This window comes from Candidatus Nitrososphaera evergladensis SR1, assembly GCF_000730285.1.
Classification (GTDB): Archaea; Thermoproteota; Nitrososphaeria; order Nitrososphaerales; family Nitrososphaeraceae; genus Nitrososphaera; species Nitrososphaera evergladensis.
The window spans coordinates 2,750,143-2,776,403 of the sequence record NZ_CP007174.1; the positions used below are offsets into that span (position 1 = coordinate 2,750,143).

30 protein-coding genes and 1 tRNA gene are annotated in these 26,261 nt (G+C 52.9%); 21 read left to right on the top strand and 10 right to left on the bottom strand.

What is annotated here, in order from left to right; all coding sequences use genetic code 11:
• Nucleotides 1-27 precede the first annotated feature (27 nt).
• The gene (gene cysS / locus NTE_RS15080) at nt 28-1,437 is read right to left on the bottom strand and encodes a cysteine--tRNA ligase (protein ID WP_148701768.1); all 1,410 of its coding nucleotides are present in this window, start codon (nt 1,435-1,437) and stop codon (nt 28-30) included.
• A gap of 43 nt (nt 1,438-1,480) precedes the next feature.
• Nucleotides 1,481-1,786 (bottom strand): Rieske (2Fe-2S) protein, encoded by a 306-nt coding sequence (locus NTE_RS15085; protein WP_148701769.1) that lies wholly within the window; start codon nt 1,784-1,786, stop codon nt 1,481-1,483.
• Nucleotides 1,787-1,827: 41 nt separating this feature from the next.
• On the opposite strand from NTE_RS15085, the gene NTE_RS15090 reads away from it, so the two are divergent.
• The 6 genes from NTE_RS15090 (at nt 1,828) to NTE_RS15110 (ending at nt 6,859) form a co-directional block, all read left to right on the top strand.
• Complete coding sequence (locus NTE_RS15090) at nt 1,828-2,406, top strand: hypothetical protein (protein ID WP_158385649.1); 579 nt, start codon at nt 1,828-1,830, stop codon at nt 2,404-2,406.
• Nucleotides 2,407-2,454: 48 nt separating this feature from the next.
• Nucleotides 2,455-3,696: an adenosylhomocysteinase gene (locus NTE_RS15095; protein ID WP_226987055.1), complete on the top strand. Its 1,242-nt coding sequence runs from the start codon at nt 2,455-2,457 to the stop codon at nt 3,694-3,696.
• 41 nt (nt 3,697-3,737) lie between these two features.
• On the top strand, nt 3,738-5,399 hold the full coding sequence (gene metG / locus NTE_RS15100) for a methionine--tRNA ligase (protein ID WP_148701771.1): 1,662 nt from the start codon (nt 3,738-3,740) through the stop codon (nt 5,397-5,399).
• Nucleotides 5,396-5,950 carry a nicotinamide-nucleotide adenylyltransferase gene (locus tag NTE_RS15105; RefSeq protein WP_148701772.1) on the top strand — a complete coding sequence of 185 codons (555 nt, stop codon included), beginning with the start codon at nt 5,396-5,398 and terminating at the stop codon, nt 5,948-5,950. Before metG ends, NTE_RS15105 begins: the two co-directional genes overlap by 4 nt.
• Nucleotides 5,951-5,959: 9 nt before the next feature.
• Complete coding sequence (locus NTE_RS17415) at nt 5,960-6,094, top strand: hypothetical protein (protein WP_264357923.1); 135 nt, start codon at nt 5,960-5,962, stop codon at nt 6,092-6,094.
• Between the two features lie 75 nt (nt 6,095-6,169).
• Entirely contained in the window at nt 6,170-6,859 is a 690-nt protein-coding gene (locus NTE_RS15110) for a mechanosensitive ion channel family protein (RefSeq protein WP_148701773.1), read from the top strand.
• A gap of 139 nt (nt 6,860-6,998) precedes the next feature.
• Here the strand turns inward: NTE_RS15110 and NTE_RS15115 are convergent, their stop codons facing one another.
• Nucleotides 6,999-8,672, bottom strand: a complete 1,674-nt coding sequence (locus tag NTE_RS15115) for a DUF7482 domain-containing protein (RefSeq protein ID WP_148701774.1) — start codon at nt 8,670-8,672, stop codon at nt 6,999-7,001.
• Nucleotides 8,673-8,911: 239 nt separating this feature from the next.
• On the opposite strand from NTE_RS15115, the gene NTE_RS15120 reads away from it, so the two are divergent.
• The 6 genes from NTE_RS15120 to NTE_RS15140 all read left to right on the top strand — a co-directional run bounded on the left by NTE_RS15120 (nt 8,912) and on the right by NTE_RS15140 (nt 12,784).
• Nucleotides 8,912-9,652: a pirin family protein gene (locus NTE_RS15120; RefSeq protein WP_226987056.1), complete on the top strand. Its 741-nt coding sequence runs from the start codon at nt 8,912-8,914 to the stop codon at nt 9,650-9,652.
• On the top strand, nt 9,639-10,235 hold the full coding sequence (locus NTE_RS15125) for an NADPH-dependent FMN reductase (RefSeq protein WP_148701775.1): 597 nt from the start codon (nt 9,639-9,641) through the stop codon (nt 10,233-10,235). The genes NTE_RS15120 and NTE_RS15125 overlap by 14 nt, the downstream gene beginning before the upstream one ends.
• 95 nt (nt 10,236-10,330) lie before the next feature.
• Nucleotides 10,331-11,272, top strand: coding sequence for a S1C family serine protease (locus tag NTE_RS15130; RefSeq protein WP_148701776.1), 942 nt, complete (start codon nt 10,331-10,333; stop codon nt 11,270-11,272).
• A 47-nt stretch (nt 11,273-11,319) separates the two neighbouring features.
• On the top strand, nt 11,320-11,607 hold the full coding sequence (locus NTE_RS15135; RefSeq protein WP_148701777.1) for an SUI1 family translation initiation factor: 288 nt from the start codon (nt 11,320-11,322) through the stop codon (nt 11,605-11,607).
• 134 nt (nt 11,608-11,741) lie between these two features.
• Nucleotides 11,742-11,897 (top strand): hypothetical protein, encoded by a 156-nt coding sequence (locus tag NTE_RS16820; RefSeq protein ID WP_158385651.1) that lies wholly within the window; start codon nt 11,742-11,744, stop codon nt 11,895-11,897.
• Between the two features lie 137 nt (nt 11,898-12,034).
• Nucleotides 12,035-12,784 (top strand): MarR family transcriptional regulator, encoded by a 750-nt coding sequence (locus NTE_RS15140; protein ID WP_148701778.1) that lies wholly within the window; start codon nt 12,035-12,037, stop codon nt 12,782-12,784.
• Here NTE_RS15140 and NTE_RS15145 read toward each other — a convergent pair.
• Complete coding sequence (locus NTE_RS15145) at nt 12,781-13,035, bottom strand: hypothetical protein (RefSeq protein ID WP_148701779.1); 255 nt, start codon at nt 13,033-13,035, stop codon at nt 12,781-12,783. The two genes, NTE_RS15140 and NTE_RS15145, sit on opposite strands and share 4 nt — an antisense overlap.
• Before the next feature lie 211 nt (nt 13,036-13,246).
• Between NTE_RS15145 and NTE_RS15150 the strand changes: the two genes are divergently transcribed.
• The gene (locus NTE_RS15150) at nt 13,247-13,852 is read left to right on the top strand and encodes an Ntn hydrolase family protein (RefSeq protein WP_148701780.1); all 606 of its coding nucleotides are present in this window, start codon (nt 13,247-13,249) and stop codon (nt 13,850-13,852) included.
• A complete protein-coding gene (locus NTE_RS15155) occupies nt 13,853-14,518 on the top strand; it encodes an Ntn hydrolase family protein (protein ID WP_148701781.1) in 666 nt (221 codons plus the stop codon).
• Here NTE_RS15155 and NTE_RS15160 read toward each other — a convergent pair.
• Genes NTE_RS15160 through NTE_RS15175 form a run of 4 tightly spaced genes read right to left on the bottom strand, consistent with a single transcriptional unit; the run spans nt 14,505 to nt 16,256 of the window.
• Nucleotides 14,505-14,912: a winged helix-turn-helix transcriptional regulator gene (locus tag NTE_RS15160; protein WP_148701782.1), complete on the bottom strand. Its 408-nt coding sequence runs from the start codon at nt 14,910-14,912 to the stop codon at nt 14,505-14,507. The two genes, NTE_RS15155 and NTE_RS15160, sit on opposite strands and share 14 nt — an antisense overlap.
• Nucleotides 14,913-14,946: 34 nt before the next feature.
• The gene (locus tag NTE_RS15165) at nt 14,947-15,186 is read right to left on the bottom strand and encodes a hypothetical protein (RefSeq protein WP_148701783.1); all 240 of its coding nucleotides are present in this window, start codon (nt 15,184-15,186) and stop codon (nt 14,947-14,949) included.
• A 49-nt stretch (nt 15,187-15,235) separates the two neighbouring features.
• Nucleotides 15,236-15,919 (bottom strand): hypothetical protein, encoded by a 684-nt coding sequence (locus NTE_RS15170; RefSeq protein WP_148701784.1) that lies wholly within the window; start codon nt 15,917-15,919, stop codon nt 15,236-15,238.
• Between the two features lie 40 nt (nt 15,920-15,959).
• On the bottom strand, nt 15,960-16,256 hold the full coding sequence (locus tag NTE_RS15175) for a winged helix-turn-helix domain-containing protein (RefSeq protein ID WP_148701785.1): 297 nt from the start codon (nt 16,254-16,256) through the stop codon (nt 15,960-15,962).
• Between the two features lie 182 nt (nt 16,257-16,438).
• Here NTE_RS15175 and NTE_RS15180 point away from each other — a divergent pair, with 182 nt between their 5' ends.
• Nucleotides 16,439-16,984: a PepSY domain-containing protein gene (locus NTE_RS15180; protein WP_148701786.1), complete on the top strand. Its 546-nt coding sequence runs from the start codon at nt 16,439-16,441 to the stop codon at nt 16,982-16,984.
• Nucleotides 16,985-17,086: 102 nt separating this feature from the next.
• Entirely contained in the window at nt 17,087-18,178 is a 1,092-nt protein-coding gene (locus NTE_RS15185; protein WP_148701787.1) for a hypothetical protein, read from the top strand.
• A gap of 17 nt (nt 18,179-18,195) precedes the next feature.
• On the opposite strand, the gene NTE_RS15190 is transcribed toward NTE_RS15185, so the two are convergent.
• Entirely contained in the window at nt 18,196-18,810 is a 615-nt protein-coding gene (locus NTE_RS15190; RefSeq protein WP_148701788.1) for a hypothetical protein, read from the bottom strand.
• Nucleotides 18,811-18,849: 39 nt separating this feature from the next.
• A complete protein-coding gene (locus tag NTE_RS15195; RefSeq protein WP_148701789.1) occupies nt 18,850-20,358 on the bottom strand; it encodes an ammonium transporter in 1,509 nt (502 codons plus the stop codon).
• Nucleotides 20,359-20,697: 339 nt separating this feature from the next.
• Between NTE_RS15195 and NTE_RS15200 the strand changes: the two genes are divergently transcribed.
• The 5 genes from NTE_RS15200 to NTE_RS15220 all read left to right on the top strand — a co-directional run bounded on the left by NTE_RS15200 (nt 20,698) and on the right by NTE_RS15220 (nt 26,252).
• Nucleotides 20,698-21,282 carry a hypothetical protein gene (locus NTE_RS15200; protein WP_148701790.1) on the top strand — a complete coding sequence of 195 codons (585 nt, stop codon included), beginning with the start codon at nt 20,698-20,700 and terminating at the stop codon, nt 21,280-21,282.
• A gap of 30 nt (nt 21,283-21,312) precedes the next feature.
• Entirely contained in the window at nt 21,313-22,884 is a 1,572-nt protein-coding gene (locus NTE_RS15205; protein ID WP_148701791.1) for a DEAD/DEAH box helicase family protein, read from the top strand.
• Nucleotides 22,878-24,674, top strand: coding sequence for a DUF790 family protein (locus NTE_RS15210; protein ID WP_148701792.1), 1,797 nt, complete (start codon nt 22,878-22,880; stop codon nt 24,672-24,674). The genes NTE_RS15205 and NTE_RS15210 overlap by 7 nt, the downstream gene beginning before the upstream one ends.
• Before the next feature lie 70 nt (nt 24,675-24,744).
• Nucleotides 24,745-24,853: transfer RNA gene (locus NTE_RS15215), tRNA-Asp, on the top strand.
• A gap of 127 nt (nt 24,854-24,980) precedes the next feature.
• Nucleotides 24,981-26,252, top strand: coding sequence for a tyrosine-type recombinase/integrase (locus NTE_RS15220; RefSeq protein ID WP_158385653.1), 1,272 nt, complete (start codon nt 24,981-24,983; stop codon nt 26,250-26,252).
• Nucleotides 26,253-26,261: the final 9 nt, after the last annotated feature.

Genomic DNA, 26,261 nt, shown 5'->3' on the forward strand with positions numbered 1-26,261 from the left:
AATGATGCACCAAAGTGTGAAAAACTACTACTGCTCCGGCCGCTCTACCTTCTTCCAGACCGTGCGGCCCTTGTGGTCCATAAGCTCTATCGAGCGTGCGAGCAGGCTTTTTCGGATCTCGTCTGCATCCTTGAATTTTTTCTCGGCCCTCAGCCTGTTGCGGGCGGCGACCATCTCTTCAACTTCTTTTTGCTCCTGCGCGCCTGTCTCTGCCACCTTCAAGCCCAGAACGGACATTATCCGGCCAAACGCCGGCAGCGCGGCTTTTGCCATGTCGCCTGTCAACTTGTCAGACGCAGCATACTGGTTCAGTTTCGTGACAAACTGCAGAAAAGCAGTGAGCGCAAGCGACGTGTTCAGGTCATCGTCCATCGCCGCATCAAACGCTTGCTCGGACTCGGCTGCCATTCTGGCTACAGCATCTGCATCTCCTCTGTCGCCGCTATTTCCAGCAGCCGCTGCCGATGCAAGCTCAAAGGCGCACGTCTCTATCTGACGCCAGCGCTGCGCCGACTCTTTTAGCAACTCTTCCGTGTAGTCAAGCGGCTTGGCATAGTGCACCGAAACGCAGTACAGGCGCAGCGTGTTTGCGCCCCACCGCTCAAGCGCCTTTTCTATCGTGACGATGTTGCCAAGCGACTTGCTCATCTTTTGCGAGTTTATCGTGACCATGCCGGAGTGCATCCATATTTTTGCAAACTGCGCGCCCGTGAACGACTCGGACTGCGCAATCTCGTTTTCATGGTGCGGAAAGACGAGGTCGTGGCCGCCGCCGTGGATCTCAAACGTGTTTCCGAGGTATTTTAGCGCCATTGCCGAGCACTCTATGTGCCAGCCGGGCCGGCCCTTGCCCCACGGGCTGTCCCAAAAGGGAGGCTCGGAAGAGAACTTCCACAGCGCAAAGTCCATCGGGTCTTCTTTTGACTGGTCGACTTCTATCCTTGCGCCTGCCTCCAGCTCTTCCACAGGCTTTCTTGACAGCTTGCCATACCCGGCAAATTTCTTGACGCGAAAATATACGCCGTTTAGCGTAAGGTAGGCATAGCCCTTGTCCACCAGTCCTTTTATCAGGTTGATCATTTCGGTTATGTGCTCTGTCGCCTTTGGGTGCACGTCGGCCGCAAGCACGTTCAGGCCGCTAAAATCGTGGAAATAGGCGTCGATGTACTTGCTTGAAATCTCTTCTGCCTTTTTGCCCTCTGTCTTTGCGCGGTTGATTATCTTGTCGTCAACGTCGGTGAAGTTCTGCACAAACTTGACTTTATAGCCCTTTGCCATCAGGTAGCGCCTGAGCACGTCAAAGACAATGACCGTCCTTGCGTGGCCGATGTGCGAGCTGTCATAGACGGTGACTCCGCAGACGTACATCCGGACTTTGTCGTCGTCCTCGGGTTTCAGATCCTCGACTTTGCGGGTCAGGGTGTTGTACAGCTTCACGGCAGATGACAGTAGCACAGTGCAAAAAGGGCCCTTTTATCCTTTAGACGTCGATGTAGATGTCGTTGCCCCTGACGTCCACCTTGTACGTGGTCATCTTGACGCCCTCAAGGTAGTCCAAAAGCTCGCCCGTGCGGATGTTATAGTGCCACGAGTGCCACGGGCACTCGACCACCTCGCCGTCAACCTTGCCGGGCGCAATGGGCTTGTCCTGGTGCCGGCACAGCGCCTCCAAGGCGTAATACTTGCCGTTTGAGTAAAAGAGCGCGATCCTGGTGCCGTTGACGTTTATCTCCTTGCCTCCGTTCTCCATAACTTCTCCTTGATTGGCCACTTTGACCAGCGTCAATTCAGGGAAAAAGATTGCAGTATGGTTATAAATTCCATCGGATGGAATTTGGCTCCGCCACACCTAAATACGGCTTGGTCAGCTTTACCACAGTAGTAGCAGGCGATATGGCTTCTTCGTACAAGGCAATCATGGCCGGCGTGGTGGTCTTGATTGCAGTTGCAGTAGGCATGGGGATATGGGGTTACGGCAACACCATCTACCCCATCGACGCAGCGCTGGGATACCTTACGCGCGCCGAATCTGCTCAAACACCGGAAGAAGTAGCAAAATACGTGAATTTAGCAAGAGCAGATCTGCCAGTCAAGGGCAATCCCGTGTGGTCGTTTCCGACAGCAAGGACCGACTTTGGCCTGATACAGCTAGAGCTTGACAACATTGTGTCAAGGGCAAACGCGATATCAAATGTCGAGCCACATTCCAGCGCCTACAACACGGGCATGGAAGACATGCACGTGTCGCTTGACTCGCTGCAGGATAACATCATAGAAGCGCTTCCATACATGTACGTCAGCACGACCAACATGATGTTCAGCGTCGTATGGGTCGCAGTCATTATGGGGCTCTTTGCAGTCATGAGGCGCGGACGGGCCAAGTACCGCGAAGAATACGAAAGCTAGTGGCAGTATAGTAATTCTTATACATCAAACTGCATACCCCACATTTTGTTGCCGGGAAAAACAAGAACAGCGACAATAGCCGATCCGGATCTTGCACAAAAGGGCAGGCTGTCGCATGAATGGGCGCGTGCGCGCATGTCCATCGTTGAAAAAATAGTTGATAAAAATAGCAAGAACAGACCTCTCGAAGGTTTCACGATCGGATTTTGCCTGCACGTCACAAAAGAGACGTCCGTGCTCGTCATGGCGGCAAAAAGGCTTGGCGCCAAGGTTGCGCTGTGCTCTGCAAACCCGCTTTCAGTGCAGGACGACATTGCCGTGTTTTTGCAGCAAGAAGGAGCACGTGTTTTTGCGTGGCGTGGGGAAACCGCGCAAGAGTACCGAGATTGCATAAGGCAGGTGCTTGCGCTTTCTCCCCAGATAATTACGGACGACGGGAGCGACATGCACACAGCAGCCCACAGGGCAAAAACCAAGGGCATCGTTGGAGGCACGGAGGAAACCACGTCAGGCGTCAGGCGCCTTTTGGCGCTAGAAAAGTCAGGCAGGCTGATGTACCCTATCATTGCGGTGAACAACGCCAGGACAAAATACCTCTTTGACAACCGGCACGGGACGGGCCAGAGCACCCTTGACGGCATCATGCGCGCAACGGGCATGTTCCTGCCCGGAGCGCGCGTAGTTGTGTGCGGCTACGGATGGGTGGGAAAGGGAGTCGCAGCAAAGGCGCGAGGGATGGGTGCGGTGGTGACCGTTACCGAAGTAGACCCGGTCAGGGCCCTTGAGGCCAGGATGGACGGCTTTGAAGTGACGACGCTCCTTAACGCGGCCCCGTACGGCGACCTGTTTATCACGTGCACCGGCCAGACGAGCGTGATAAGGAAGGAGCATTTTGCAAAGATGAAGGACGGCGCGATTTTGGCAAATACTGGCCACTTTGACGTCGAGATAGACGCTTCCTATCTTTACTCGAATGCAAAGCCGGAGGAAATAAGGCCCGGCGTGGAGCGGTTCAGCATAGCCGGCAAGAAGCTATACCTGCTGTCAAAGGGAAGGGTGGTAAACCTCGTGGCAGCAGAAGGCCACCCGCCGGAGGTCATGGCGCTCTCTTTTGCCAACCAGCTCATGTCCATACTGCATGTTGCGAAAAACCACGCAAAAATGGAGGAAAAGGTATACAGTGTGCCAGAAGATATTGACGTGCAGGTGGCAAAAAGCGCGCTTGACGCAATGGGCGTCAGGATAGACGAAATGACAGAGGAGCAGAAAAAGTACCAAAACTCGGAGTGATAGGTTAAAATCCTGTTGGCGGGTTGGGAGGTCGTACACACATGCCGGAAAGCAGCAAAAGCGCGATTATCACAAGCGCCCTGCCGTACGCAAACGGCGAGATCCACCTTGGCCACATTGCCTCGACGTACCTGCCGGCAGACATTTTCACGCGCTTTTCAAGGCTGAACGGGCGCGAGGCCTACCACATCTGCGCGTCTGACGACTTTGGCACACCTATCCTCATAAAGGCAGAAAAGGAGGGCAAGACGCCAGAGGAATACGTGGCGCTATGGAACAGGCGCGACTATGATGATTTTGCGGCTCTTGGAATATCGTTTGACTTTTTCTACCGCACAAGCTCGCCTGAGAACGTCGGGTTCGTGCAGTACGTATTTACAAAATTGCGTGAAAACGGCCACACTTACGAGCACGACATCGTACAGTTTTACTGCGAATTTGACGACAAGTTCTTGCCGGACCGCTACGTCGTCGGCAGGTGCCCGTTCTGCGGCGCAGAGAACCAGTATTCCGACCTGTGCGAAAAGTGCGGGCGCGTTCCGGACGAGATACTTGATCCAAAGTGCGCCATCTGCGGCCGTCCTCCCGTCAAGAAGCACAGCACGCACTATTTTTTCAAGCTCTCCAACTTTTCTGACAAACTAAAGTCGTGGCTCCTCTCTAACCAGAACCTCCAGCCGGATGTAAAGAACTATGTCATCAACTGGATAGACGAGGGCCTGCAGGAATGGGACATCACACGCGACCTCTCGTGGGGAGTCCCCATACCTCTTCCAGACGCAAAGGGCAAGGTGTTCTACGGCTGGTTTGACAACCACCTCTGCTACATCTCGACCATGACAAAATTCATGGAAGACAAAGGGCGTGACGGCAAGAAATTCTGGAACGAGTCAGAGATCTACCACTTTATCGGAAAGGACATTGTCTACCACCACTACCTGTTCCTGCCGGCGATGCGCCTTGGCATAAACGAGGAGTACAAGCTGCCAGACTGGATACCAACAAGGGGACACCTCATGCTCCAGAACCAGAAAATATCAAAGAGCAGGAACTGGTATATCGGGCTAAAGCAGTTTCTCGAAGCGTTCCCTGCAGACTATCTGCGGTTCTACATGGCGTCAATAGTGACGTACTCGCAGGACGACCTCAACTTTGACTTTGACAGCTTTGCAGAAAAGATAAACAACGAGCTCATTGCAAACGTGGGCAACTTTGTCAACCGCGCCCTCTCTTTCACGCAGAAAGCATACAGCGGCAAGGTGCCAGAGCCCGGCGAGCTTGGCGGAGACGAGAGAATAGCCAAGGGCATGATCGAGTCGGCCGTCAGGGACGTGGGCGAGCTCTTGTCGGCAAACGAGACTGACAAGGCCCTCAAAAAGATAATGGAGCTTTCGACCTACTTTAACCAGTATTTCCAAAAGAAAAAGCCGTGGAGCGAAAAAGAGACTGCCGGCACGACGCTCTATGTTGCAGTCAACGCGGCAAGGACGCTTGCTATACTGCTAGAGCCGTTCATCCCGTTCTCGTGCGAAAAGATCTGGGCGCAGTTGAACCTGCAAGGTAGCGTGCACGGTCAGAGCTGGCAGTCGGCTGCCGAGTTTGCAGTGCCGGCAGGCCACCAGCTTGGCAAAGTCGAGCCTATCTTTAAAAAGATAGAGGCAAAGGAAATAGAGCAACAAAAGGCAAAGCTTGGTGTCAAATGAGCAAGTTCAAGCGCGGCCTCATGACTGGGCGCTTCCAGCCGTTCCACAACGGCCACCTTGCCCTTGCAAAGCAGGCGCTTGAGGAGTGCGACGAGCTTGCGATAGTCATCGGGAGCGCGCAGTTTAACTTTATTGAAAAAGACCCGTTTACCGCCGGCGAGCGGGTGCTGATGATACACGCAGCGCTTGATGAGGCAGGCATCGATCTTTCAAGATGCTACATAATACCGGTTGCAAACGACGAGAACAACGCTAGGTGGCTTGCGTACCTTCGCTCGCAGGTCCCGCCTTTTGACGCCCTTTACTCTGGCAACGACTTTGTAGACCACCTCGCCCGGTCGCAAGACCCGTCGCTTGCCGTGAGAAAGCCAGAGTTTGCCAAGAGGCAAGAGTACAACGGCACGAACATACGCTCTCTGATCGTCACAGGCAAAGAAGAGAGGTGGGAACATCTTGTCCCGCCGGCGGTTGCAAAGGTGATCAAAGACGTTGGAGGCGTTGAGAGAATGAAGATGCTCTCGCGGTCAGATTCAAATCCTGCCAAGTGGTGAATGCATGAGATGGGAAAAGGCCTGAGAGCGTGCCCCATCTGCCCAGGCTGCGGCAGCAAAAAGTTCCGGATAATAGAGCGGGACGACAGCGCCGGGAAGGTGACGGTAGAGTGCGCCTCATGTGCAAGGCGCATAACGGTTTAACAGAATTTCATAATATTGTTAGGAATTTTCAAGTCAATTACTTAACCTGATTCTGCCAAAGGATTGCTAAAGCACATGTCCGGAGAGATCCTAGACTACTGGCCGATCTTTAGCATACTCTTTAGCTCGATGGGCATATCGTTCGTGTTCAAGGACTATATCGCCGACCTGCTTGCGACCGTGGTCATAAAAAAGACCAAGGACATCAAGCCCGGCACCAGGATCAAAGTCACGGGAGCCGGCCTTGGCACCACCAAGGGCGACGTGATGGACATCGGCCTGCTGAGGACGACTGTGATGGAAGTCGGAGACGGCGAGCGCCTGCCCTCCGTCAGGACCGGCAGGCTGATAAAAGTCCCAAACTACATGCTCATCAACAACCCAGTCATGGTCTACGGCGATACGATAATCGACGAGGCAGTCGCGTACGTTCCCCGCCCGTACCCGGACACGCAGCTGTTGATAGACAGCATGAAGGACGCAATAGTTAGCAACGGGCATGGCCTCATCGAGGTCGGTCTGTACCAAAAGGACGACAGGCTCATCATCCACGGAGTGTTTGAGGTCAAGACGAGCGAGATGGGCGATGAGCGCAGCAAGATCCTCAGGGACTTTTTGATAAAGAGCAAGCAGATAAGCCCCGTCACCACAGAGGCTCCAAAGGTTGAGGCAGCGGTAGCGGTCGTGCAGCAGGAAGCCGCCAAGCCAACAGCAGTAGCCGAAAAGGTCGTTATACCGCTCGCAAACGCTGAACGCGACGATTGAGAGACGGCAAAATGAGACGGTTTTTCCTCTTCATGTACATATACATGCACACGCACTACCATTGACGGCGGTTTTCAAATATTATGACGAGTTTTTGAAAAAAGAAAGGAAGCGAGGATTTTCATTTCATTGAAAAAAGCTATGCCGCGTCCACCTCCACAAACGGGCAATTTACCACGAATCCCGCGACTGCTGTACTCAGCATTCCATCTGACACTTCTGAGGATATCTGCCCGGACGTTGTCAGGAACTTTGCCATTGACGGGTCTTTCCAGGTAGCTGCGTTGATCCTCCACAAGGGGCTGTACAGAGTGTCGCCGACGTTGCTTCCGGCGATGCTTGCCTGAAATCCCATCGGTCCTGTGCCCTTTATGCCGTTTGTAAATACATAGAGGTCAGAGGAAGCGCCAGAAAGGACCGTGCCAGCTGTCTTGTTGACAAAGGTCACGCCCAGCGCTTTTGCAGCATCTTGGGACGAAGCATCCGTTGCGATATAGTAGATGGTCGAGCCATCTGGCGCAAAGCCCCTGTGTGCTACAAATGTCACCTGCATTTTTTGCGTGTCTATGCTTAGAACCTGCCCGGGTCCGTAGGGAGACTTGTCAGTAAGCGCCTTGTCTGCCCTTTCCATCAATTTTCCGCCTTCCCACTGGACGAAAGGACAATTAACCAGCATCGATGTGGGTTCGATGGTAACCTTTCCTTCTTGCGCTGCGGCCAAGATTTCTTGCTCTGACTTTAGCTCGGTTGCGCTGACTCCCTGCTTCCATTCGACAGTGATTATCCTCCAGATCGGGCTGTATTTTGCGTCCCCTGGCTGCGAATCCGCCACGTTGGGCTGAAATCCCAGCGGTCCAGAACCTGCAATCCCATTCTTGAACGCATAGATGTTGGCAAGAGAAGATGCAGGAGTGTGCGAAAGGGAAGGAGCATAGGCTACCCGGGAGCCTGTCACGTTGGTCAGGTGATCGGCCAAGCCCTTGTCTGACGCCTCTGTAGAGATATAGAATACCTCATGCCCGTTTGCATAGCCCCTTGTCAGCGGGAGCGTCAAGGGCAGGGCAGTCTTTGTAAGGTTTTGCTCCATTGTTGTCGTCGTTCCGCCTTCCACCATCATCATTGACATCATGTCGTTCATCATTCCTTTTGACGCCAGGGATAGAATGCCAAAGATGGGGTTTGAACCAAAGTGGCCGTTTACCTTGTCGGGGCCTATCCAGAATCCAACCACGGAATTGTTGAACACCTTTACAGTAAGCGGAACATCATTCACGGGGCCGCCTGGCATTGTGACTGTCGCTGTTCCCTTTAGCACATGGGTAGAGTTGCCTTCCATCGTCATTTCCATTACCTTGAAATTGTAGATGCTATGCTGGTGCGCAGAAGTTCCATCAGGCTTTATCATGGAAAATCTTGCGATCAGGTTGGCCGAGGGTAATGGTTTTTCCGATCCAGCCCCGGCAGCAGCATTAGTTATTCGAGCCACCCATATGCCAGATTGTATCCATTCGGGCTGCCCGTTACCACCCACTTGTACGTTGGAGATCTGGCCCTTGATGACGTGCGGTCCTGCCTTGTTGTTTTCCATCGCCATCATCGTCATACTGTCATCAGCTTTGCCTTTCATTGCAGAGTCCCCCGTCATCATGTGATTGCTTTTTTCTTCCATCATTTCTGCGGCATAGGCGGCAGTTCCGCCATTGTTGCTGCCAGTCGCGCCCGATCCGAGTGCGAAAAGAACCAGGGCAGACAAGAGGATCGCCGCGGTGCCTCCGATGCAGAACGTTTGCGAACGTTTCCTCGCATTATTCATTGAGGGTCGGCGTGCAAAAGAAATTAAAAGCATATTTCCAGATCTCTTCCAGATTGAACTCCATTTGACCCGTTGCCGGCACCCTGATTCTTCGGCTATTCGGCGCTGGTGAGTGCAATTCTACTGCTTGACGGAAGACGCAGCGGCGGTAAGCAACAGCTTACTTAGAAAGGTATTGTAAATCTACTTAGTCAGAAATTGCTACTTTGCTTAAATAACGCGCCTGACATCAGTATTGCGTGACAACAAAAATAGTCAGGGCCAGCGAGCACTTTCACCATGAGGAAGGGGACTGGCTGTCAACGTACTGGCACTTTTCGTTTGACTTTTACCGCGACCCGCAGAACATGGGCTTTGGGCCGCTGCGCGTGTTTAACGACGACGTGATAAAGCCGGGCAAGGGGTTTGGGTTCCACCCACACCGCGACATGGAGATAATCACGTACGTCATAGATGGCGAGCTTGAGCACCGCGACGACAAGGGCAACCACGGCGTGATTTATGCAGGCGAGATCCAGAGGATGACTGCCGGCACGGGCATCGTGCATTCAGAGTACAACCACTCCAAGGAAAAGCCGCTCAGGCTGTTGCAGATGTGGGTGCAGGCAAACAAGCGCGGTCTTGCTCCATCATGGGAGCAGCAAAAGTTTAGCACAGATGAGCGCAAGGACCGGCTGCTTCCAGTGGTGGTCGCCGAAGGAACAAACAATGCTAGCAGCAAAAGAGCCGTTCACATGCACCAGGACGCCTCGATGTACGTGTCGTCGCTTGGCGCAGGCAAGCAGGTGGAGCACGCCCTTGCGCAGGACAGAAAGGCGTACGTCTTTGTAATCGACGGCGACGCCACCGTTAACGGCCAGAAGATGCAAAAGCAAGACGCCGCAAGAATCGAAGACGAAAACAAGGTGTCAATAAGAGCAGGCAAGCCAGCAGAGATTATACTCGTCGACCTTCCGGGGAGATACGATGTCAATAAGTAATGAACTCAAGGTTCTCGGAGTAGCAGGCAGCATGCGCGAAGGCTCGTACAGCAAGCGGGCGCTAAGGGTGGCGCTAGAGAGCGCAAAAAGGCATGGCGCGCAGGTGCGCCTGCTGGAACTTTCCAAGGCAGACCTTCCGATGTATGCTTCTTTAGGTGCAGGCTCATCGCAGGCGCTTGCCAAAGTAGCGGCAGACGTGGAATGGGCAGACGCGTTCATGCTTGCGTCGCCTGATTATCACGGCTCTATCTCTGGCGCGCTCAAGAACTTTCTTGACCACTTTTATGAAGAGTTTGCCGGCAAGGTGTTTGGCTACATCGTTGCGTCGCACGAGAAAGGGCTGACTGTAATGGACCAGATGCGCACCGCTGTGCGCCAGTGCTACGGATGGAGCCTGCCCTATGGCGTCTCGATAAACAGCGAGCAGGACTTTACCTCCGGCCAGCTGTCAAACACGAGGATAGAGCAGAGGCTGAACATGATGGGCCGCGACCTTGTCACGTACGGCCGGGTGATAAGAGGCCAGTTCCTGCAGGACCTTGCAGGGAGCGACAGCGAAACGTTTGCCGCGCGCTATCGCTAGTAATATAGAGTGTGACCGGGTTTTTGCACAGCCGGTCGATATAGCCTCTTTTGTGCAAAGGACTGCATGATGAAGAAGGTGGTATTAGCAGCAATATGATACCAGTTGACGAAAACACACTTGTAAACGCGGTGGACAAGGTAAGCGGAAGCGTCGTGAACATTGCAAGCGTGCGCATGATGCACGACCAGCTGTTCCGCGTCTTTCCGGTGGAAGGAGTCGGCTCGGGCGTAGTTATCGACCAGCAGGGCTACATCCTGACCAACAACCACGTCATTGATGACGCAGAGCGGCTGAAGGTGACGTTTGCAGACGGCAAGGTGCTCCGCGGCAAGGTGGTCGGGACAGACGAGGTGACAGACCTTGCAGTGATAAAGGTCGAGTCAGAAGGGCCTCTGCAGGCAGCCACGCTTGGCGACTCGGCCGCGCTAAAGGCTGGCCAGATAGTCATCGCAATAGGCAACCCGTTTGGGCTGACTGGCGGGCCGACCGTCACTGCCGGCATAGTCAGCTCGCTGAAAAGAAGCATACAGGCAAGGACGGGCGTGCTTGAACTGATACAGACCGATGCCGCGATAAATCCGGGCAACTCGGGCGGGCCGCTTGTCAACACCAAGGGCGAAGTGATAGCGATAAACACTGCCAACATGCCGTACGCGCAGGGAATAGGGTTTGCAGTCCCAATCAACACCGCCAAGACGATACTGAAGGAGCTTGTGGAAAAGGGCAGGGTGAGCAGGCCGTGGATCGGGATAGCGTCGGTAAAGGTAACTCCGCAGCTTGCCCGGCACTTTGGACTTCCGCCAAGCTCTGGTGGCGCGCTGGTAGCAGGCGTGGAACCCTACAGCCCGGCAGACGACGCAGGACTGAGGAGGGGCGACATCATCGAGCAAATAGACGGAAGCACAGTGGACGACCCCTCGCAGGTGGCGTCGCACGTCAAGGGCAAAAAGCCAGGGAGCAGAATAGCAGTGACCGTGAACCGCTACGGGCGGCAGTTCCAGGTGGGCGTGGAGGTGGACGAACGTCCTTCCTAACATTTTTTTCAATAAAGTTTTTGAGCAAAGGACGCTAATTACAGCCAGTGTCTGACGATTTTTCGATGGACGAGCTTGTAAAAGAGCTTGACAAGGAGCGGACGCGGATAATAATATCCAAAGACATCCGCAAATGGAACAAACCTACCACCGTCATCTCGGGCCTGCATGACCGCAAGGACGCCCCGGAGATTACAAAAAAGCTAAAGACAAAGATCGGGACTGGAGGCACGTTCAAGGACGGCCAGATAATACTGCAGGGCGACCACAGAGATACCGTCAAGAACATGCTTGTCTCGATGGGCTTTGGCGAGGATTCTATAGAAGTTATGTAATAACTGTACAGAGAGAGAGAGAGGCGTTTGACAGCAACAATATTTTGCTTCTGTTGTCATCGTCTGTGTGATTGCGTGTATGGCGCGACAAATAACGTAATTCTTTTAATTTTTTGTTGTGAAAAACGCGCACTATGCAAGACTACCAAAGCAACATACCAAAAGACAGGGACAAATCTGGCATACCAGTCGTCTGCAGCAAATGCAATGCGACATTTGCCAGCGACTCGGCGTACATGTCCCACTACAACCAAGAACACGAAAAGGACGAGGAACAACAGACAAGCTAGATTTTATTATCGTGCTATGTGCTCACATACCGCCTGACCTGTGCTAGTGCTTTATAAAGAAGCAGTTTTCCGCGACTTACCAGCTAGCAATCCGGATACTTTATCATTTATATCGTCAATCTGTCTATAGACTTTAAGTGGAAAACGACGCTGACGGCGTAGCGCAAAAGCTAGAGCAGCAGGCAGAAGGTGGCAGCCAGACAAAGGAAGAGGTCGTCGCCAGTACTAGTGGCAAGCAGCAGGTTCTCGTACAGAACAACGAGAGCGAATTTTCTGCACAAGACCTCCACGGAAACGACACCAAGATACTTTCGCTCCTCAACGAGGAAGAGGGCTCTAACTACTCTTTTAAGGGCATGATGCGCAAGCTCCACATACACCAGCAGAGCCTCGCAAGGGCGCTCCACAGGCTCGAAGAGATGGGCCTGGTGGAAAGGTCGCAGGTAGGCTACAGGCTGAGCAAGGTTGGAGAGACGATGGTAGCTGCAAGGGCAACAACAAGGAGAAGCATCATTGCGGTGCCAAAAGGCAGAGAATACATGCAGCTGTTGCAGACGTACATCCCCGTGGACATCAGGCCGGCAGAGATTGTACGTGCGCTTGTCGGCAAGTGGTTCCGCAACCTCCGCTGGGTCGGGCTCATTGAAAGCGGCACCGGCTTTACCCTGCAGTGGGCAAGCGACGACGGCTCGTTCCAGATAAACCTCAGGATGATATCTGACTATGTCGTGATAGAGACGAATGCCGCGTCACAGAAGGAAAAATTGCAGGCGATGGTAGGCTCGTACGCGATATACGAGCAGATAACAAAAATCCTGCAGGACCGGCTTGCTCCGGCAAACGCGTACGTGCTCCACAGACCTGCGCTGCACCAGCAGAACAACTAGCTTGCGGTTATTGTTTTCTCTCCGGTTATTTTCATTATGAAAAAGAACCCAAGTGCCTCTATCACCGTCAGGAGGGACAGCGCGTACAGCCCGCTTGGAAGAGGATACGCCCACGGGTACACCGTGACTCCGACATACACGCCGCCCGCAGTTGCAGCCCAGCACAGCGCAAAGCCAAGGATGTAGATCCCTTTCATGTTCTCGACCCTGCGGCCGATCATCTTTTCAATGTCTTGCTTGTCGTCGCTCATGGGAAGCATTTTGCAAATCCCGTATATCAGGCGGGCAGGCGTTTCCAGTCCTTGATTATATAATCAGAGATTCGTATCGCAGGTTATTACCTACAAGCGTGCCTCACATGAGTGACCCTAACAGGTCACTTGTTCAGGGACTCGCGGATGTGTGACCACTTTATCGCATCCGCGGTCAATTAATCGCCAGCATTCCATACTATAGTTGAAAATGACAACCATAGTCGGTATCAAGACCAAAGAGGGAGTCGTGCTTGGCTCCGACAAGAGGGCAAGCAAGGGCTTTTTCATCGGGTCCAAGATAACGCAAAAGATAGCCAAGATAGACGACACACTGGCAGTAGCAATAGCAGGCCAGCTGTCAGACGCAGAGTACCTGATAAAAGTGGCCAAGGCCGAGCGCAAGCTGATGGAGCTTCGCAGGGGCTTTCCGCTCACCGTCAAGGAATCAGCGCGTCTGATAGCCAACCTGACGTACTCGGGACTGAGAAACTACCAGCCCTATTTTGTAGAACTGCTGGTGGCAGGAGTCGACGAGGAGGGCGGGCACGTGTACACGGCAGACATGAGCGGCGCAATAATCGGCGAGGACTTTGCCTCTTCCGGCTCTGGCTCGCCAATAGCGTACGGCGTGCTTGAGAGCCTCTACCACAAGGAAATCACAAACGATGAGGCAAAAGACGTCGCGTCAAAGGCAGTAGCTGCGGCGATGGAGCGCGATCCGGGATCGGGAAACGGCATCGACACGATGGTGATACCGAACCTTGTGACAGTGTCTGTAGGCAGCAACAGCAGAAATAAGGAGGCGTCGTCCTAAATGGCAGAAGCTGGCGCAGGAGGGTTCAGCAACCGCTATCCTTCATTCTACGGGCCGGAAGGCAGGCTCGTGCTGGTGGACAGCGCGCTTGAAGCAGTAAACAGGGGCTCTACCACGATTGGAATAAAGACGCCAAGCTTTGCGCTCCTTGCAAGCCACATCAAGCCTGCAAGGCCGCTGATGGAGCCGACAGAGAAAGTGTTCCCTGTCGACAGCCACGTGGGGGCGACAGGCTCGGGATACATAGGCGACATACTGCAGCTCATCGACGAGCTGAGACTTGAGGCGCAAAAGCACAGGCTCTCGTTTGAAAGCCCAATCGACATAGGCTCTCTGACAAAGCACCTTGGAGGCTACCTGCACAACTATACCATCTACGCGGTGAGGCCGCAGGCGGCGTCTGTCATTATCGCCGGCGCTGACCAGACGGGCGTGCACATGTACCAGGTGGACCCAAGCGGCACATACTTCCGCGGAGCCGGGTTTGCAATAGGCCAGTCTGCAGACAGCGCGCTAGACGTCATCCAGCGCGAGTACAGCGCCGATATGACGGTAGAGCAGGCAGTCCAGCTAGGCAACAAGGCGATAGAAAAGGCGCTTGGCGAGCGCTCTGTCGTTGAGACAGGAGTGGTGACCGCAAAGGAGGGCAAGTTCAGGAAGCTGTAGTAGTGCTGGACTGCTCTTCTTTTTTTGCCACTGTTGCTGCTGGCGCGGCGACGCTCTGGGGACGCTTCCAGCGGCCGACCCAGCGCGCCAGCTCTTTTATTATCACTTCAAGCTCTTTTGCCTGCGCAGTCAGGCTGTATTCCACGCGGGGCGGAACCTCGGGATAGATCTTTTTCGTTACAAGGCCCTCTCGCTCCAGCTCCAGCAGGCGCTCTGACAGCACAGTGCTGCTGATTCCTGATAATGCCCTCTTTAACTCGTTAAACCGTATGGTCTCTTTTGTGCTAAGGTTCTTTATTATGAGAAGCGACCAGCGCTTGCCCAGGACCTCCCAGATGTCGATCACCGCGCACGTGGCGCCGTGCTTGACCTCTGTTGACGGTGTTTCAGACATACCTGGTAAGGAATACCTACTTACTAATAAAAGTTTACGGCGCAGTCGTTATTGCCGAACGCCGGCCCGTCTCAAACGCCACCATTATCGCTTCTCTGAAAAACTGCTCGGCGCTCTTGTCGCCAGATTCTTTTATCTGCTGAGCACGCCTGCCGAGCCACAGCGCAGACGCGACTGCCGCCGCAAGCTCCTCATGATCCCTTGCCGGCGTGCTACTGTTATCGCCAGAAGGCCAGATCTCGCACAGCTTTTGCACAAGTTCTTTTCTCGACAAAACTTCAGAGTTGTTTTCTTCCAGATATTTTACTAGGCGCCACATTTTTTTACTGGCCTGTAGAGCCATCAAGCTCCTTGTCTACTTTTTCCTGCATCGCCTTATAGTTTGCATAGCGGCTGTTCCAGTGCGAGAAGAACCGGTATTCCTTGATGCCAATCAAAAGCCACGCGCCGGCCATCGTCGCCGACACTGCTATAACTGCCACTATCATCCACGTCACGTCAAAGGGAGAGGCGGCAGGCGCGCTGCTGACGTACATGAAACGGGGCGGCAGAGGCTTGACCTCTCCTTCTGGAGAGACTGCAAAACCGGCCACGTTTGCTGGCACGTAGTCGACGTGGATCTGCGACTTGTCCACGATAAACGACCCCTTATCCACCTGCTGCAGGCCGGTGATGTTGAAGGTTTTCATCTCGTCTCCGGGCACTATTTTGACGGTTATCATTGCCGGCTGGCCGGCCTGCATTCCGGTCGTGGGAACGGCTTTGGAAAAGCTGGCCTTTTGAGAGAACACCACGTCCTGCTGCTGGCCCACGCCAGTGAGAAACTGCGGCGTGAGCATCAATATAGAAAGCACGATTGCAAGCGGCGCGACTACAAACGATGAAATGACAAGTGCCATAAAGAATTTCTTTGTGCGGTTGAGGTGCGACAGCAGGTCGTCCATTATGCCAAAGACGCTTTCCTTTTTTGGCTCGGCATTACCAGAAGAATCATTATCAGAAGACATATTGTTGTTGCCTGATCGTGCGAAATTTTTCTTAAAACCTTTAGCTAACTTTGTTACCTTTGCGCGGAAACATCTCTTCGTACGGTTCCAGGATCATCTTTGAAAACTGCCGGCCCTTCTCAGTCGCGCGGTACTTTGTCACGGACTTGGTTCCCCACTCTTCTGCGAACTTTTCTATAAAGCCCTTGGCCTCAAGGTCGTCAAGGATCTCCTTGTGCTTGACGATGTTGAGGCCGCAGTAGCTCAATAGTTTAGTCTGGTTAAGCTCTCCGACTTCAGTCAGCTTTAGTATTATGTCCTTCCGGATGTAGATCCGGTCCCTGTACTCATGGGTCAATCCAGTTCTCAGTTCTATTATCTATTGCGCACGCGTGCAAGCCAATAGTCGTCATATGTTGCTAACCGCCGCACAACCGCGCAAGTCTTGCACAAATTAAGTTTAAGGTAACATTGTTAGCTAACATTGACGACTTTGATAGTTTGGCAATGCTTTTTGTTATTTGGGCTTGCCTAATTGCGATGGAAAACGACAAAAGAACGTTTTACGCGCTCGTGCTTGGAGCTCTTGCAGTTGCGGCCGCTGTCGGATCGATAGCGTCTGTTTCTTTTGCATCTGCACAGACGTCCAGCGAAGACACCACCACTACCACAAAGGCAAACGTCGTTGCGTTCAAGGGTGCAGACGTGATGTTCCAAAAGTTCTCGCCAATCCCGGACATCAAGGGCTCGGTCAACGCCGGCAGTGAGCTCATGTCAAATGTGAAGGTCAGCTTTTCAGACGCCGCCAAGACAGCCGCTGACGCAGCAAATGGCACCGTGATGGGAGGCAGCCTCACCATAGAGCAGAGCTACCTTGTGTACAGCTTTAGGGTGCTCTCTGGCGACCAGGCAAAGACGGTCATTGTCGACGCAGGAAACGGCAGCGTCCTCTACACCTCTGAAGGGTTCCCTGCAGACGTAATGTCAGAGATAAGCGGCCCGGGCAATTTCTTTGCGCCGGCAGTCAAGGCCTTTAGCGTAAAGGCCGCAACAACTCCAAGCGAGGAAGGACAGCAACAACAGTAGTAATAATCCTGCTTTCCTCTACTTTTTCTTTTTTCTCTCTCACTCCCAGGTGGAGTTTTTCTCCATACGGCCTATATTGAAGGAGATTACTGAAAGATATTGTTGAAATTAACAACAGCGGTCGTCATCGCCGTCGTCGTTGCAGCATCATTGATGTTGTCGTCTCTATCCGCGTTTTCTATCATCACTGCCGCCCAAGCACAAAGCGCCTCAACAGCAGGAGCGGTAGTGCCTGCAGAGCTTGACAAGCCGTTCAAGCTAAAGGTCGGCCTGCAAGCGGCAATTGATTCTGAAAAGATCGCCATCAGCTTTCTCAACGTCACCGAGGATTCAAGGTGTCCGTCAGACGTGGTGTGCATATGGCAGGGGCAGGCCAGCATCAAGATTTCTGCAGAGGCAAACGGCACCGACGCGGGGCAGTTTGTGCTGACCATTGGCGGCAATGAAAAGCCGTCAGCAACGTTTGGCAAGTATTATTCAGTCAAGATGTCAGGCCTAGAGCCGTACCCAGTAAGCACGAACCAGACAGAGCCGGAGGATTATGTGGCAACTCTGGTAGTTTCCAAGGTAGCGGCAAACTCGGCCAGCGTGCATGTCAAGGCAACAGCCAACGGAACCAGCAATAGCGTGGCTGCAATAATTTCCGGCTGGAACTTTCAGAAAGAAAAGGGCACGCTTGTCATGTTGAGTCGCGATTCAGCAGCAGCTATCAAGATGGCGATTGCGCGCTTTACGCCTGCAGAGGCGCAGTGCAAGAGCCCGGATGCAAGGGAATGCACGGATGGGCACATCGTCAATTCAAAGGGAATTGACGGTGACACGCTCCACTTTGAAGTGTTGCCCGGCGACAAGCTCTACCTTGCGGCCGGCGGAAGCGAGTACACGCTTGACATAAGGCAGATAAAAGCAAGGCCGCAGCATCAAGGCAGTACTACCACTACTACCATCACCCTGACAGAGGGGCAGCGCGACGGGCCGCTTTTGGTACAGGAAATAGGCAACGGCTATGTCAAGGGGCTCAACTATGTGGAATACCCGCTTGCCCGGCAGGAGGGAATCCCAGTCACGCTGCACGTTGGCGACACGGTAAGCAACGGCTGCACCGTGACGCTCACGCTCCTCAAGACGCAGCAGAATGTTAGTAGTGCAGTGTTTTCAAAGACGGTAGACTACAGCAGGCCGTGCCCGCTCTAGCCGCAACCGCGCATTTTTTAGGCCGTCGATGATGACGCCGCAGTAGGGTTTTGTCTCCTTCGCGTTGGAAGTATTGATAGGGGGTGGTCAATCTTGCCTTCCAGGTACTGTGCCGCGCCATGCTTTAGGAGCTCTAGCGTAAACTCGGGGTACGCCTCCAAGTGTGAAAGCAGTTCACCCTTTCTGGAATCCTGCCGCCATGACCTGTCAGAATCAATGTACTGCCGGAAGAGCGCCATCCTTTCATTGATGTCAATTTCTTCGAGGCAGCAGGCCAGCAGCATGCCAAGCCCCGACAGGCGGAAGCACGGCACGCCGTTGACCTGAAATATCCGCGGGCCCCTTGTTGCAGGCACTGCCCCGTCCTGCTCCACTATGCCGCCTGGGATCAGGCTGTCGTTGAGCTCCATGTACGTGTGGGTGTACGCGTTACGAAGAGACATGCCGAATCTTTTGGCCATCTGCTTTGCAAGAACCCTCTTTGTGATGCTTGAGCATGCCTGCTGCGCCATGCACGCGATGATGAACCGCTGGTATTTGCCTCTCTTCCTTAGCGTCCCGCCAGTGCCCGGAAAGATCCAGACCTTCTTAGAAGGGGGAGGGGTTATCGTGGCCAGCATAGGTGTTTTCACTACGCCACCAAATATAGTGAGAGAGGGGCAGTGTCCCTCTTACTCTGTCACGTACGCCCTCTCGCCGTGCTGGGAAAGGTCGAGGCCGACTTCCTCTTCCTTTGGCGTTACACGGATTCCGCCGGGCCAGACCACGTCCATTATCTTGATGATGACGGCGGTGATGCCCATAGCCCACGCAAGGGCGGCAAAAGCGCCTACAGAGTTTTCATACAGCTGTGCAGGGTTGCCAAACGCAAGGCCGTTGTCTCCCCAAGGCGTGAACCTTTTCTCGGCAAATATGCCTGTCAGGATTGCTCCTGCAAGACCGCCGACACCGTGCACGCCCCAGGTATCAAGCGCATCGTCCCACTTGCGCCTGTTCTTGAACGCGACTGCCGCATAGCAGACTGTGGAGGCCAGTATGCCTATGATTATCGAAGACATTGGCGACACAAAGCCGGATGCTGGAGTGATTGCCACCAAGCCTGCCACCGCACCTGATGCGGCACCTATCGTTGATGGCCTTCCAGTGTGAGCCCACGAGATAAGGGCCCATGTGACTGCGGCCATCCCTGTAGCAATCTGCGTTGCCACGAACGCGCTTGTTGCGTTTGTAGCGGCAGCCGCTGCAGAGCCAGCGTTAAAGCCAAACCAGCCTGTCCAGAGGAGTGCTGCGCCAAGCACCACCAAGGAGACGTTGTGCGGCTCCATCGGTACTTTGCCGTAGCCCAGCCTGCGGCCAAGCATCAACGCTATGACAAGCCCGGACCACCCAGACGTGATGTGGATGACTGTTCCGCCTGCAAAGTCAAGTGCACCAAGGCATCCGCCCCATCCAAAGTTGCAGTATCCAGGGTTTCGGCCATAGTTGTCAGGCGCAGTAATTTCCCACGTCCAGTGCGCGGCAAAGTCATAGACAAACGTTGCCCAGATGACAATGAATATTATAAACGCGCTGAACTTCATGCGCTCTGCAACTGCCGCAACGATAAGCGCTGGCGTGATGATTGCGAACATCATCTGGAACACCATGTACGTCATGTGCGGTATGGTAAAGCCATCTATGCCTCCGTACGCGTTTGACGGCACGTCATGCAATACATTCTGCAGGCCCGCCCAGTCAAGCGTACCTATAAAGCCATATCCTCCAGCGTCAGGTCCAAACGCAAGGCTGTATCCCCACAGCGCCCATTGCACGGCGATGACACCCGTGGTGATGAATACCATATGGAGGGTGTTTACCGCGTTCTTTTGCCTTGCAAGGCCGCCGTAAAAGATGGCCAGGCCAGCAGGAGTCATCATGAGCACGAGCGCCGAAGACGTCAGCATCCATGCGTTGTCTCCGTGATTGATTTCACACGGAACTAGGCTCTGGGCTCCAGTACTGTTATCGACGACAATCTTGTTTGTGCCGTCCTCGTTTGTCTGCCAGCAGTGAAATGGCACTGCCGGATCATCTGGAGCGTACGCAAAGGCGTATTGTTGTTGCGAAAGTCCTAAAACCACCAGGAATGCAATTGCTACTGCCGCAACGACTGCATACATGTGCCAGTTGGGTCTAGACATATTTGCGCTATTTCATCAGCATATATAAAAAATTCTTTAATTTTTATGGTAAATGATTGATAATAGATTGTATCAAAAGCGTTATGATAATTATTTGAAGAAAGATTTAGAAAAATATCGCGATATTGCACATGTCCTGATCACTTTATTTTTGCACAGACGATTTTGGCATTACTTTCAAGATCATGTGCTGATTTTGACATTTTTGCCATCCCTATCCAAGAACAATCAACTATTTTGGCATCGTAATGGCTTGACCAAAAAAACCATCCGCTTAACATGCATGCTGGCAAGAAAAGATTAAAGCGCGACACGAGTACCCGGATCGTGTGACCTGCTTTGCAGGCTCCGCTTGCATCAATAACAATGCCCCGCATCAACTCCAGGTACAAGAACAGCGACAGAATCTGTTCCAGGGGAATAAAAGAAAGATGCATAATCAAGTCTCTTGCCCGGAACCCGGGCCAGACCAGAAACTCGGTGGCAAAAGACATGGCGCGCGAGCTGGGCCTGCCGTTTTCCAACGCATACGGCTATGTGTTTAAGGAGCTTGAAGGGTGCCTCGTCCCAAACGGCATCATACAGGAAGCGGGCCGCAAAAAGACAAAGATGGGGCCGCGGGCACTGCAAGAGTCAGGAATACCATCCTTCCGCCTCACAGAAGCAGGCATGATAGTTGCCGCTTCGCTTGGCGAGCTGGAGCTTCAGAAAAGGATGGAGATGGTGGAAAAGTGCCTCACGTCCCGGGCCGTCGCAAACTCTAGCGAGTTTCCATTTTACGAATCCGTTCTTGCCCGGTTCCGCAGCAACCCAAAAGCCAAGCTGCAGCTTGTCGAGACAGGAGTGGCAGAATTCATCGAGGGCAAGATATCGCACCCTATAATTCCACTCCTGGAAGAGAGCAAAGAGCAGCTGCAGGCATAGGCTTTTAACGCTTTTTCGCCAAAAATTTCAGTGCTCAAAGCCGTACTGAGGTATGATAGGGGCACCATAGTAATCGAGGGCCTTGCTCATATCCCATTTGCAACACGCGATCCAAGGATAAGCGCGCTGCGAGCGCAGGCCATGTACTATCCAGATATCGTAGAGTATCTGAAGCAAAGCGGAATAGAATACGACGACAGGATATTTTTCTCAGATAATAATAATTCCATGCCTCTTGACAGTCATTACAACAACAAGGACAGCAGCAATAACCTTTCTTCTTCTCCCTCGTCACCATCACTGAGGGACTATCAGCAGAGGGCATTTGACAACTGGGTAAATGCCGGCATGAGAGGATGCGTCGTTTTGCCGACGGGTTCCGGCAAAACCCTTGTGGGCGTCAAGGCGATAGAAAAGGCAAATGCCGCGTCTCTGGTGGTTGTCCCGACGCTGGACCTGATGGACCAGTGGACCGCCGTCCTTTCAAAGTATTTTTTTGCTTCTTCTTCAAGTGCAACAACGACGATAAACAGGATAGGAAACCTGGGTGGCGGATCAGAAGACATCCAGCCAATCACTGTGTCAACGTACGATTCGGCGTACCTGCGCGCGGCGTTTCTTGGCAACAAATTCAGGCTCGTCGTGTTTGACGAAGTGCACCACCTGGCGGCGCCCGGCTACAGGACTATAGCTGAGCAGATGGTTGCTCCTTTCAGGCTTGGGCTGACCGCGACGATTGAGCGCGAGGACTCGCTTCACGTGGATCTGCCGAGGCTTGTTGGCGGCGTCGTATATCAGGTTACGCCCGACGTGCTTGCAAGGCAAAAGCACCTTGCCCAGTACGAGGTTGAAAGAAGGAGGGTCGAGCTGTTGCCGGAAGAGCTTGTCCAGTACAAAGCAAGCATGCAAAAGTACCACGAGTGCCTGAACAGGCTGCTGGGAGGAGGAGGCATGACAACAGATGCAGCGGCGGCTCGCTATACAATTTCGCTTGAAAAGCTGATAATGATGTCTGGGAGAAACCCGCTGGCTCGGGAAGCCCTGCTGGCAAGAAACAAGGCGATAAATATCGCGCTAAACAGCAAGGCCAAGCTTGAAGAGCTTAAAGAGATCCTTGCAGAGAACAGGGGCGCCAAGACGATTATTTTCACGCAGTACAACAACATGGTTTACGAGATATCCGACAGGTTTCTCGTACCGTTCATCACCCACAAGACGGGCAAGGACGAGAGGCAGGACGTATTGAAGGGGTTCAAGGACGGCCGCTACATGGCCATCGTCACGTCCAAAGTCCTGGACGAGGGCGTGGACGTGCCGGACGCAGAGCTTGGCGTAATCGTCAGCGGGACCGGAAGCGCAAGGGAGTTCATACAGAGGCTTGGAAGGCTGCTTAGGCCAAAGCCAAGAGCGGCGACAGCAGAAGCAAAGGATGACGGCGGTAGCAAGGAAGAAAGCAAGAAAGCCAGGCTGATCGAGATAGTGTCCTCTGAAACCAGAGAAGAGACGATCACAAGCGCCAAGAGAAAGAGAGCCCTCAAGCGAGTCCAGGAGAACCATAATGATCATGACAACACAGAGGTGTACGGCAACAGCGTATGCTAGCTGCGCCTCTGCTCAGGGTCAGGACGACGAGGAACGGATCCATTGTTCCATTGTTTTGCACCCGGGATGAAGAGACAGGTCTGGCCAAAAGGCTGATCCAAGAGTTTGAAGCGGCATGGAAAAAAAGGGAAAGAAAGGCCGAGCTTGACGACAGGATAGCCGAAGTAGAATCTGAATACAACAGAGATTTCAAGCTCGTACGGGGGCTGTGCGCGCTTCTTGAAAGAAGATGCACTTTTGAAAGCGCGACCGTATCGACAGCAACGACAATTAGTGCCGCCACTACTAATGTCACCCTTGTCGAGCCGGCTGCAGTCAGAAAAGCATTGTTTGAAGAATCGTCAAGGCGCGGGTTTGCGCTAACAGACATGGAAAGAAAAGAGATCATCGATATAGTTGCATCAAGGTTGCACCTCTCTGCAGATGCCATTGCAAGCATCATGTGGAGTGACCTGGATGACAACCTGATTCTTGAGAAATTCGATGCGATTGACGCAAAATCGCTGGTAGGATGGTACAACCTAGCGCTGGTCCAGACCTTGCTTTTCAATTGCACAAAGCTAGAGTTTTCTGTTTCCGGCGGGCTGAACTGGAAGCGCATTTTGAGGAGGGTGAAAAGGCTCGGCCTGATGTATTATTTGCAGCAAGAAGATCATGACAAGAGCAGAAAAAGAATTGTCTGCTCGATCGAAGGACCCCTGAGCCTTTTCAGGCTGACCGACAGGTATGGAACAGCCCTTGCAAGGTTGCTTCCATCAATCGTCGTTCTGTCCAAAGGAAGCGAATGGCGCATCAACGCCTGGATCATGCGAAGGACGATGGAAGGAAAAAGGACGCTGTACGAGTTCAACCTGTCAGATTCCGAGGCTCCGTCGCTGCTGACGGATCCGTTCTATTATTATTACAACAATAATAATGAAGGCAGCAAGAGGGGAGAAGAACTGCAGCTTTCCCCGGACTATTTTGACAGTGCTGTTGAAGAAAAATTTGCGCGCAGGTTTGAAGCTGCCGCAGCGGCAGGCTGGAAGCTGGTAAGGGAGCCCGATCCCCTGATTGTATCTGACGGCAGGGCCCTTATCCCCGATTTCATGTTTGAAAAGTATGGCAAAAGAGTGTACCTTGAAATTGTCGGGTTCTGGACACCAGAATACCTGGAAAGAAAGCTAAAGAAACTTGCAGACATTATCATTGGCAACTATAACGCAGGGCAAGCAACAGACCTGTTTATCGCGCTGAACAAGGACCTGGCGTGCTCTAATGCAGTGTTGTCGTCGCTTTCCTTCCACCTGATCCCAAAAGAGAGGCTGATACTTTATGGAAGCGATGCAGTGCCCATAAAGCCCGTGCTGGATTATTTAAAGTCCATTGACAAAGAAACTGCAGAGCAGAGCATCAGCAACCCCAACCTGAAGGCAGAGCTTGACCGCGCCAAGGACGTTATCTCGATTGACGAGATTGTTATCGAGAATAAAGAAAGCAATTGTCCTTCTCCCTTGCCTCCAGAAGTTGTAATGAAGATTGCATTACGAGATCATGGCGACAGGTACATGGAAGTGGCAGGAACGCACCTGATATCAAAGGAAAAGGCGGGCAGGCTAGAGTCTCTTCTAGCATGCATCATCAAGTTTACAGACGCGTGCGCAGTCCTTGCCCAGAACGAGATTCCAGAATTGTGCCAGGCAGAACTTGTGTCAAAGCTTGGCTATGACGTAGTGTGGCAGAGCATGGATCCAGGTTCGGCAGTCATTGTAAAAAAGAGGAACGAGAAAAAAGAGAGCGATGCTGCCTGACCACCCACTATTCTTTTTAGAAGTGACCAAAACGTTTTAATTGCTTCCCCAAAGTGTTTGCCTTACGTGCGCCCGGGTAGTATAGAGAAGCCCGGCTATTAGCAGCTGGCCTCGTACAGTCCGGTCCAGTATGGGGGACTGTCACTCCTCCGACCCGGGTTCGAATCCCGGCCCGGGCGCTTCACTCCTATGTTGACGCCCGGTTTAAAAAAGCCAAGAGAAGCATACGAAAGTCAGACATTTTTAGAAAAAGCTGACGAAACTCGGACATCTGGCCGTTTTAAGGCCACGCGCAGGTCCGGTGGCGTGATAGACAGTGACGCCATCTACAACTACACTGGCAAGTTAAAGGCTATACAGCGGCAGTTCAAGGGAAAGGAGGCGAAGTTGGTCTCCGATTTCCTGAACGCACTCTCCGACCATGGGTTGAGCAAGGGCAGGATAACGTACTATGCCTGCAGGCTCCCCAAGATAATGAAGTGGTTCAGAAAGCGTCGCATAGCCCTAAAGGATGCAACGAAGGAAGATTGCAAGCAGTGCCTGAGAGATGTGAACAGCTCTGGCGACTATGGAGGAGAGACCAAGTCCGCGTACGCAAAGACCCTGAAGCGGCTGATACACTTTGCCAAGACGTCTGAGATAGGCGAGAAGAAGGAGGGCCAAGACTATGTGCAGGAAGTTGCTTGGATAAGACCTACTGCCTACCTGAAGCAGGGAGAAAAGCAAGAGATCAAGCCCTCAGACATTCTGACCTATCAGGAACTTGAGATGCTGGTCGAAGCGGTGAACAAGATCAGCCGGTATCCTGTAAGAGACAGCGCCATGGTCATCTGCATGTACGAAGGAGCGTTTAGGTCCGGCGAACTGCTCAGGATGGCAATTGGAGGGGTTCTTTTCAAGGACAAGGTGGCGGTGATATCGACAACTGGAAAGACAGGAAGCAAGACGGTGCCTCTGCTTCTCTCCTACAAACCTCTGCTAGAATGGCTACAGCAACACCCGGAGAAGGATAACCCTGATGCGGCCGTCTGGATGGGAATGACAAGGAGAAAAGTATTGCATTACCAGTACCTCCGGAACCTGGTCAAAGATGCAGCCAGACAAGCTGGAATCAAGAAGAAGGTTTGGAACTACCTCCTTCGGCACACGAGGCTGACAGACGTGGCAAGGAAGCACCCTGACCAGATACTGAAAAAGTACGAGAACTGGAAGGGTAACACTAGGATGGTGGAAGTGTACATCCACCTTTCAGAATCAGACCTTGAGGACGCGGTGTTAAGAGAGCACGGACTGCAGCAAGAAGAGAAGGAAGAAAAGTTAACACTGAAAAAGTGCCCAAGGTGTGGAGAGGGAAACACCATAGGTGTAAAAAGATGCGTTAAATGCGGTTTTATTATCGATGAGCAGCTGGCGATGAAAACAGTGCAGGAAGAACAGGATGTGTTTGGCAGCTTGAGCAAGCGGATAGAGCGGCAGGAAGAGGTTCAAGATAAGATACTCGAAGTGCTCGGTTCCATTGCAAGAGATGTCGAAGGGATGAAGGCGGCAGAGGAGGACGATATAACCACTAGCACTTAGCAGAGCCTT

What these genes read in the sequence shown, in the direction of transcription:
- NTE_RS15090 (WP_158385649.1), top strand. Translation starts at nt 1,828, where the DNA reads ATGGAATTTGGCTCCGCCACACCTAAATACGGCTTGGTCAGCTTTACC.
- metG (WP_148701771.1), top strand. Translation starts at nt 3,738, where the DNA reads ATGCCGGAAAGCAGCAAAAGCGCGATTATCACAAGCGCCCTGCCGTAC.
- NTE_RS15105 (WP_148701772.1), top strand. Translation starts at nt 5,396, where the DNA reads ATGAGCAAGTTCAAGCGCGGCCTCATGACTGGGCGCTTCCAGCCGTTC.
- NTE_RS17415 (WP_264357923.1), top strand. Translation starts at nt 5,960, where the DNA reads ATGGGAAAAGGCCTGAGAGCGTGCCCCATCTGCCCAGGCTGCGGCAGC.
- NTE_RS15110 (WP_148701773.1), top strand. Translation starts at nt 6,170, where the DNA reads ATGTCCGGAGAGATCCTAGACTACTGGCCGATCTTTAGCATACTCTTT.
- NTE_RS15115 (WP_148701774.1), bottom strand. Translation starts at nt 8,672, where the DNA reads ATGAATAATGCGAGGAAACGTTCGCAAACGTTCTGCATCGGAGGCACC.
- NTE_RS15125 (WP_148701775.1), top strand. Translation starts at nt 9,639, where the DNA reads ATGTCAATAAGTAATGAACTCAAGGTTCTCGGAGTAGCAGGCAGCATG.
- NTE_RS15130 (WP_148701776.1), top strand. Translation starts at nt 10,331, where the DNA reads ATGATACCAGTTGACGAAAACACACTTGTAAACGCGGTGGACAAGGTA.
- NTE_RS16820 (WP_158385651.1), top strand. Translation starts at nt 11,742, where the DNA reads ATGCAAGACTACCAAAGCAACATACCAAAAGACAGGGACAAATCTGGC.
- NTE_RS15145 (WP_148701779.1), bottom strand. Translation starts at nt 13,035, where the DNA reads ATGAGCGACGACAAGCAAGACATTGAAAAGATGATCGGCCGCAGGGTC.
- NTE_RS15150 (WP_148701780.1), top strand. Translation starts at nt 13,247, where the DNA reads ATGACAACCATAGTCGGTATCAAGACCAAAGAGGGAGTCGTGCTTGGC.
- NTE_RS15155 (WP_148701781.1), top strand. Translation starts at nt 13,853, where the DNA reads ATGGCAGAAGCTGGCGCAGGAGGGTTCAGCAACCGCTATCCTTCATTC.
- NTE_RS15160 (WP_148701782.1), bottom strand. Translation starts at nt 14,912, where the DNA reads ATGTCTGAAACACCGTCAACAGAGGTCAAGCACGGCGCCACGTGCGCG.
- NTE_RS15170 (WP_148701784.1), bottom strand. Translation starts at nt 15,919, where the DNA reads ATGTCTTCTGATAATGATTCTTCTGGTAATGCCGAGCCAAAAAAGGAA.
- NTE_RS15180 (WP_148701786.1), top strand. Translation starts at nt 16,439, where the DNA reads ATGGAAAACGACAAAAGAACGTTTTACGCGCTCGTGCTTGGAGCTCTT.
- NTE_RS15195 (WP_148701789.1), bottom strand. Translation starts at nt 20,358, where the DNA reads ATGTCTAGACCCAACTGGCACATGTATGCAGTCGTTGCGGCAGTAGCA.
- NTE_RS15210 (WP_148701792.1), top strand. Translation starts at nt 22,878, where the DNA reads ATGCTAGCTGCGCCTCTGCTCAGGGTCAGGACGACGAGGAACGGATCC.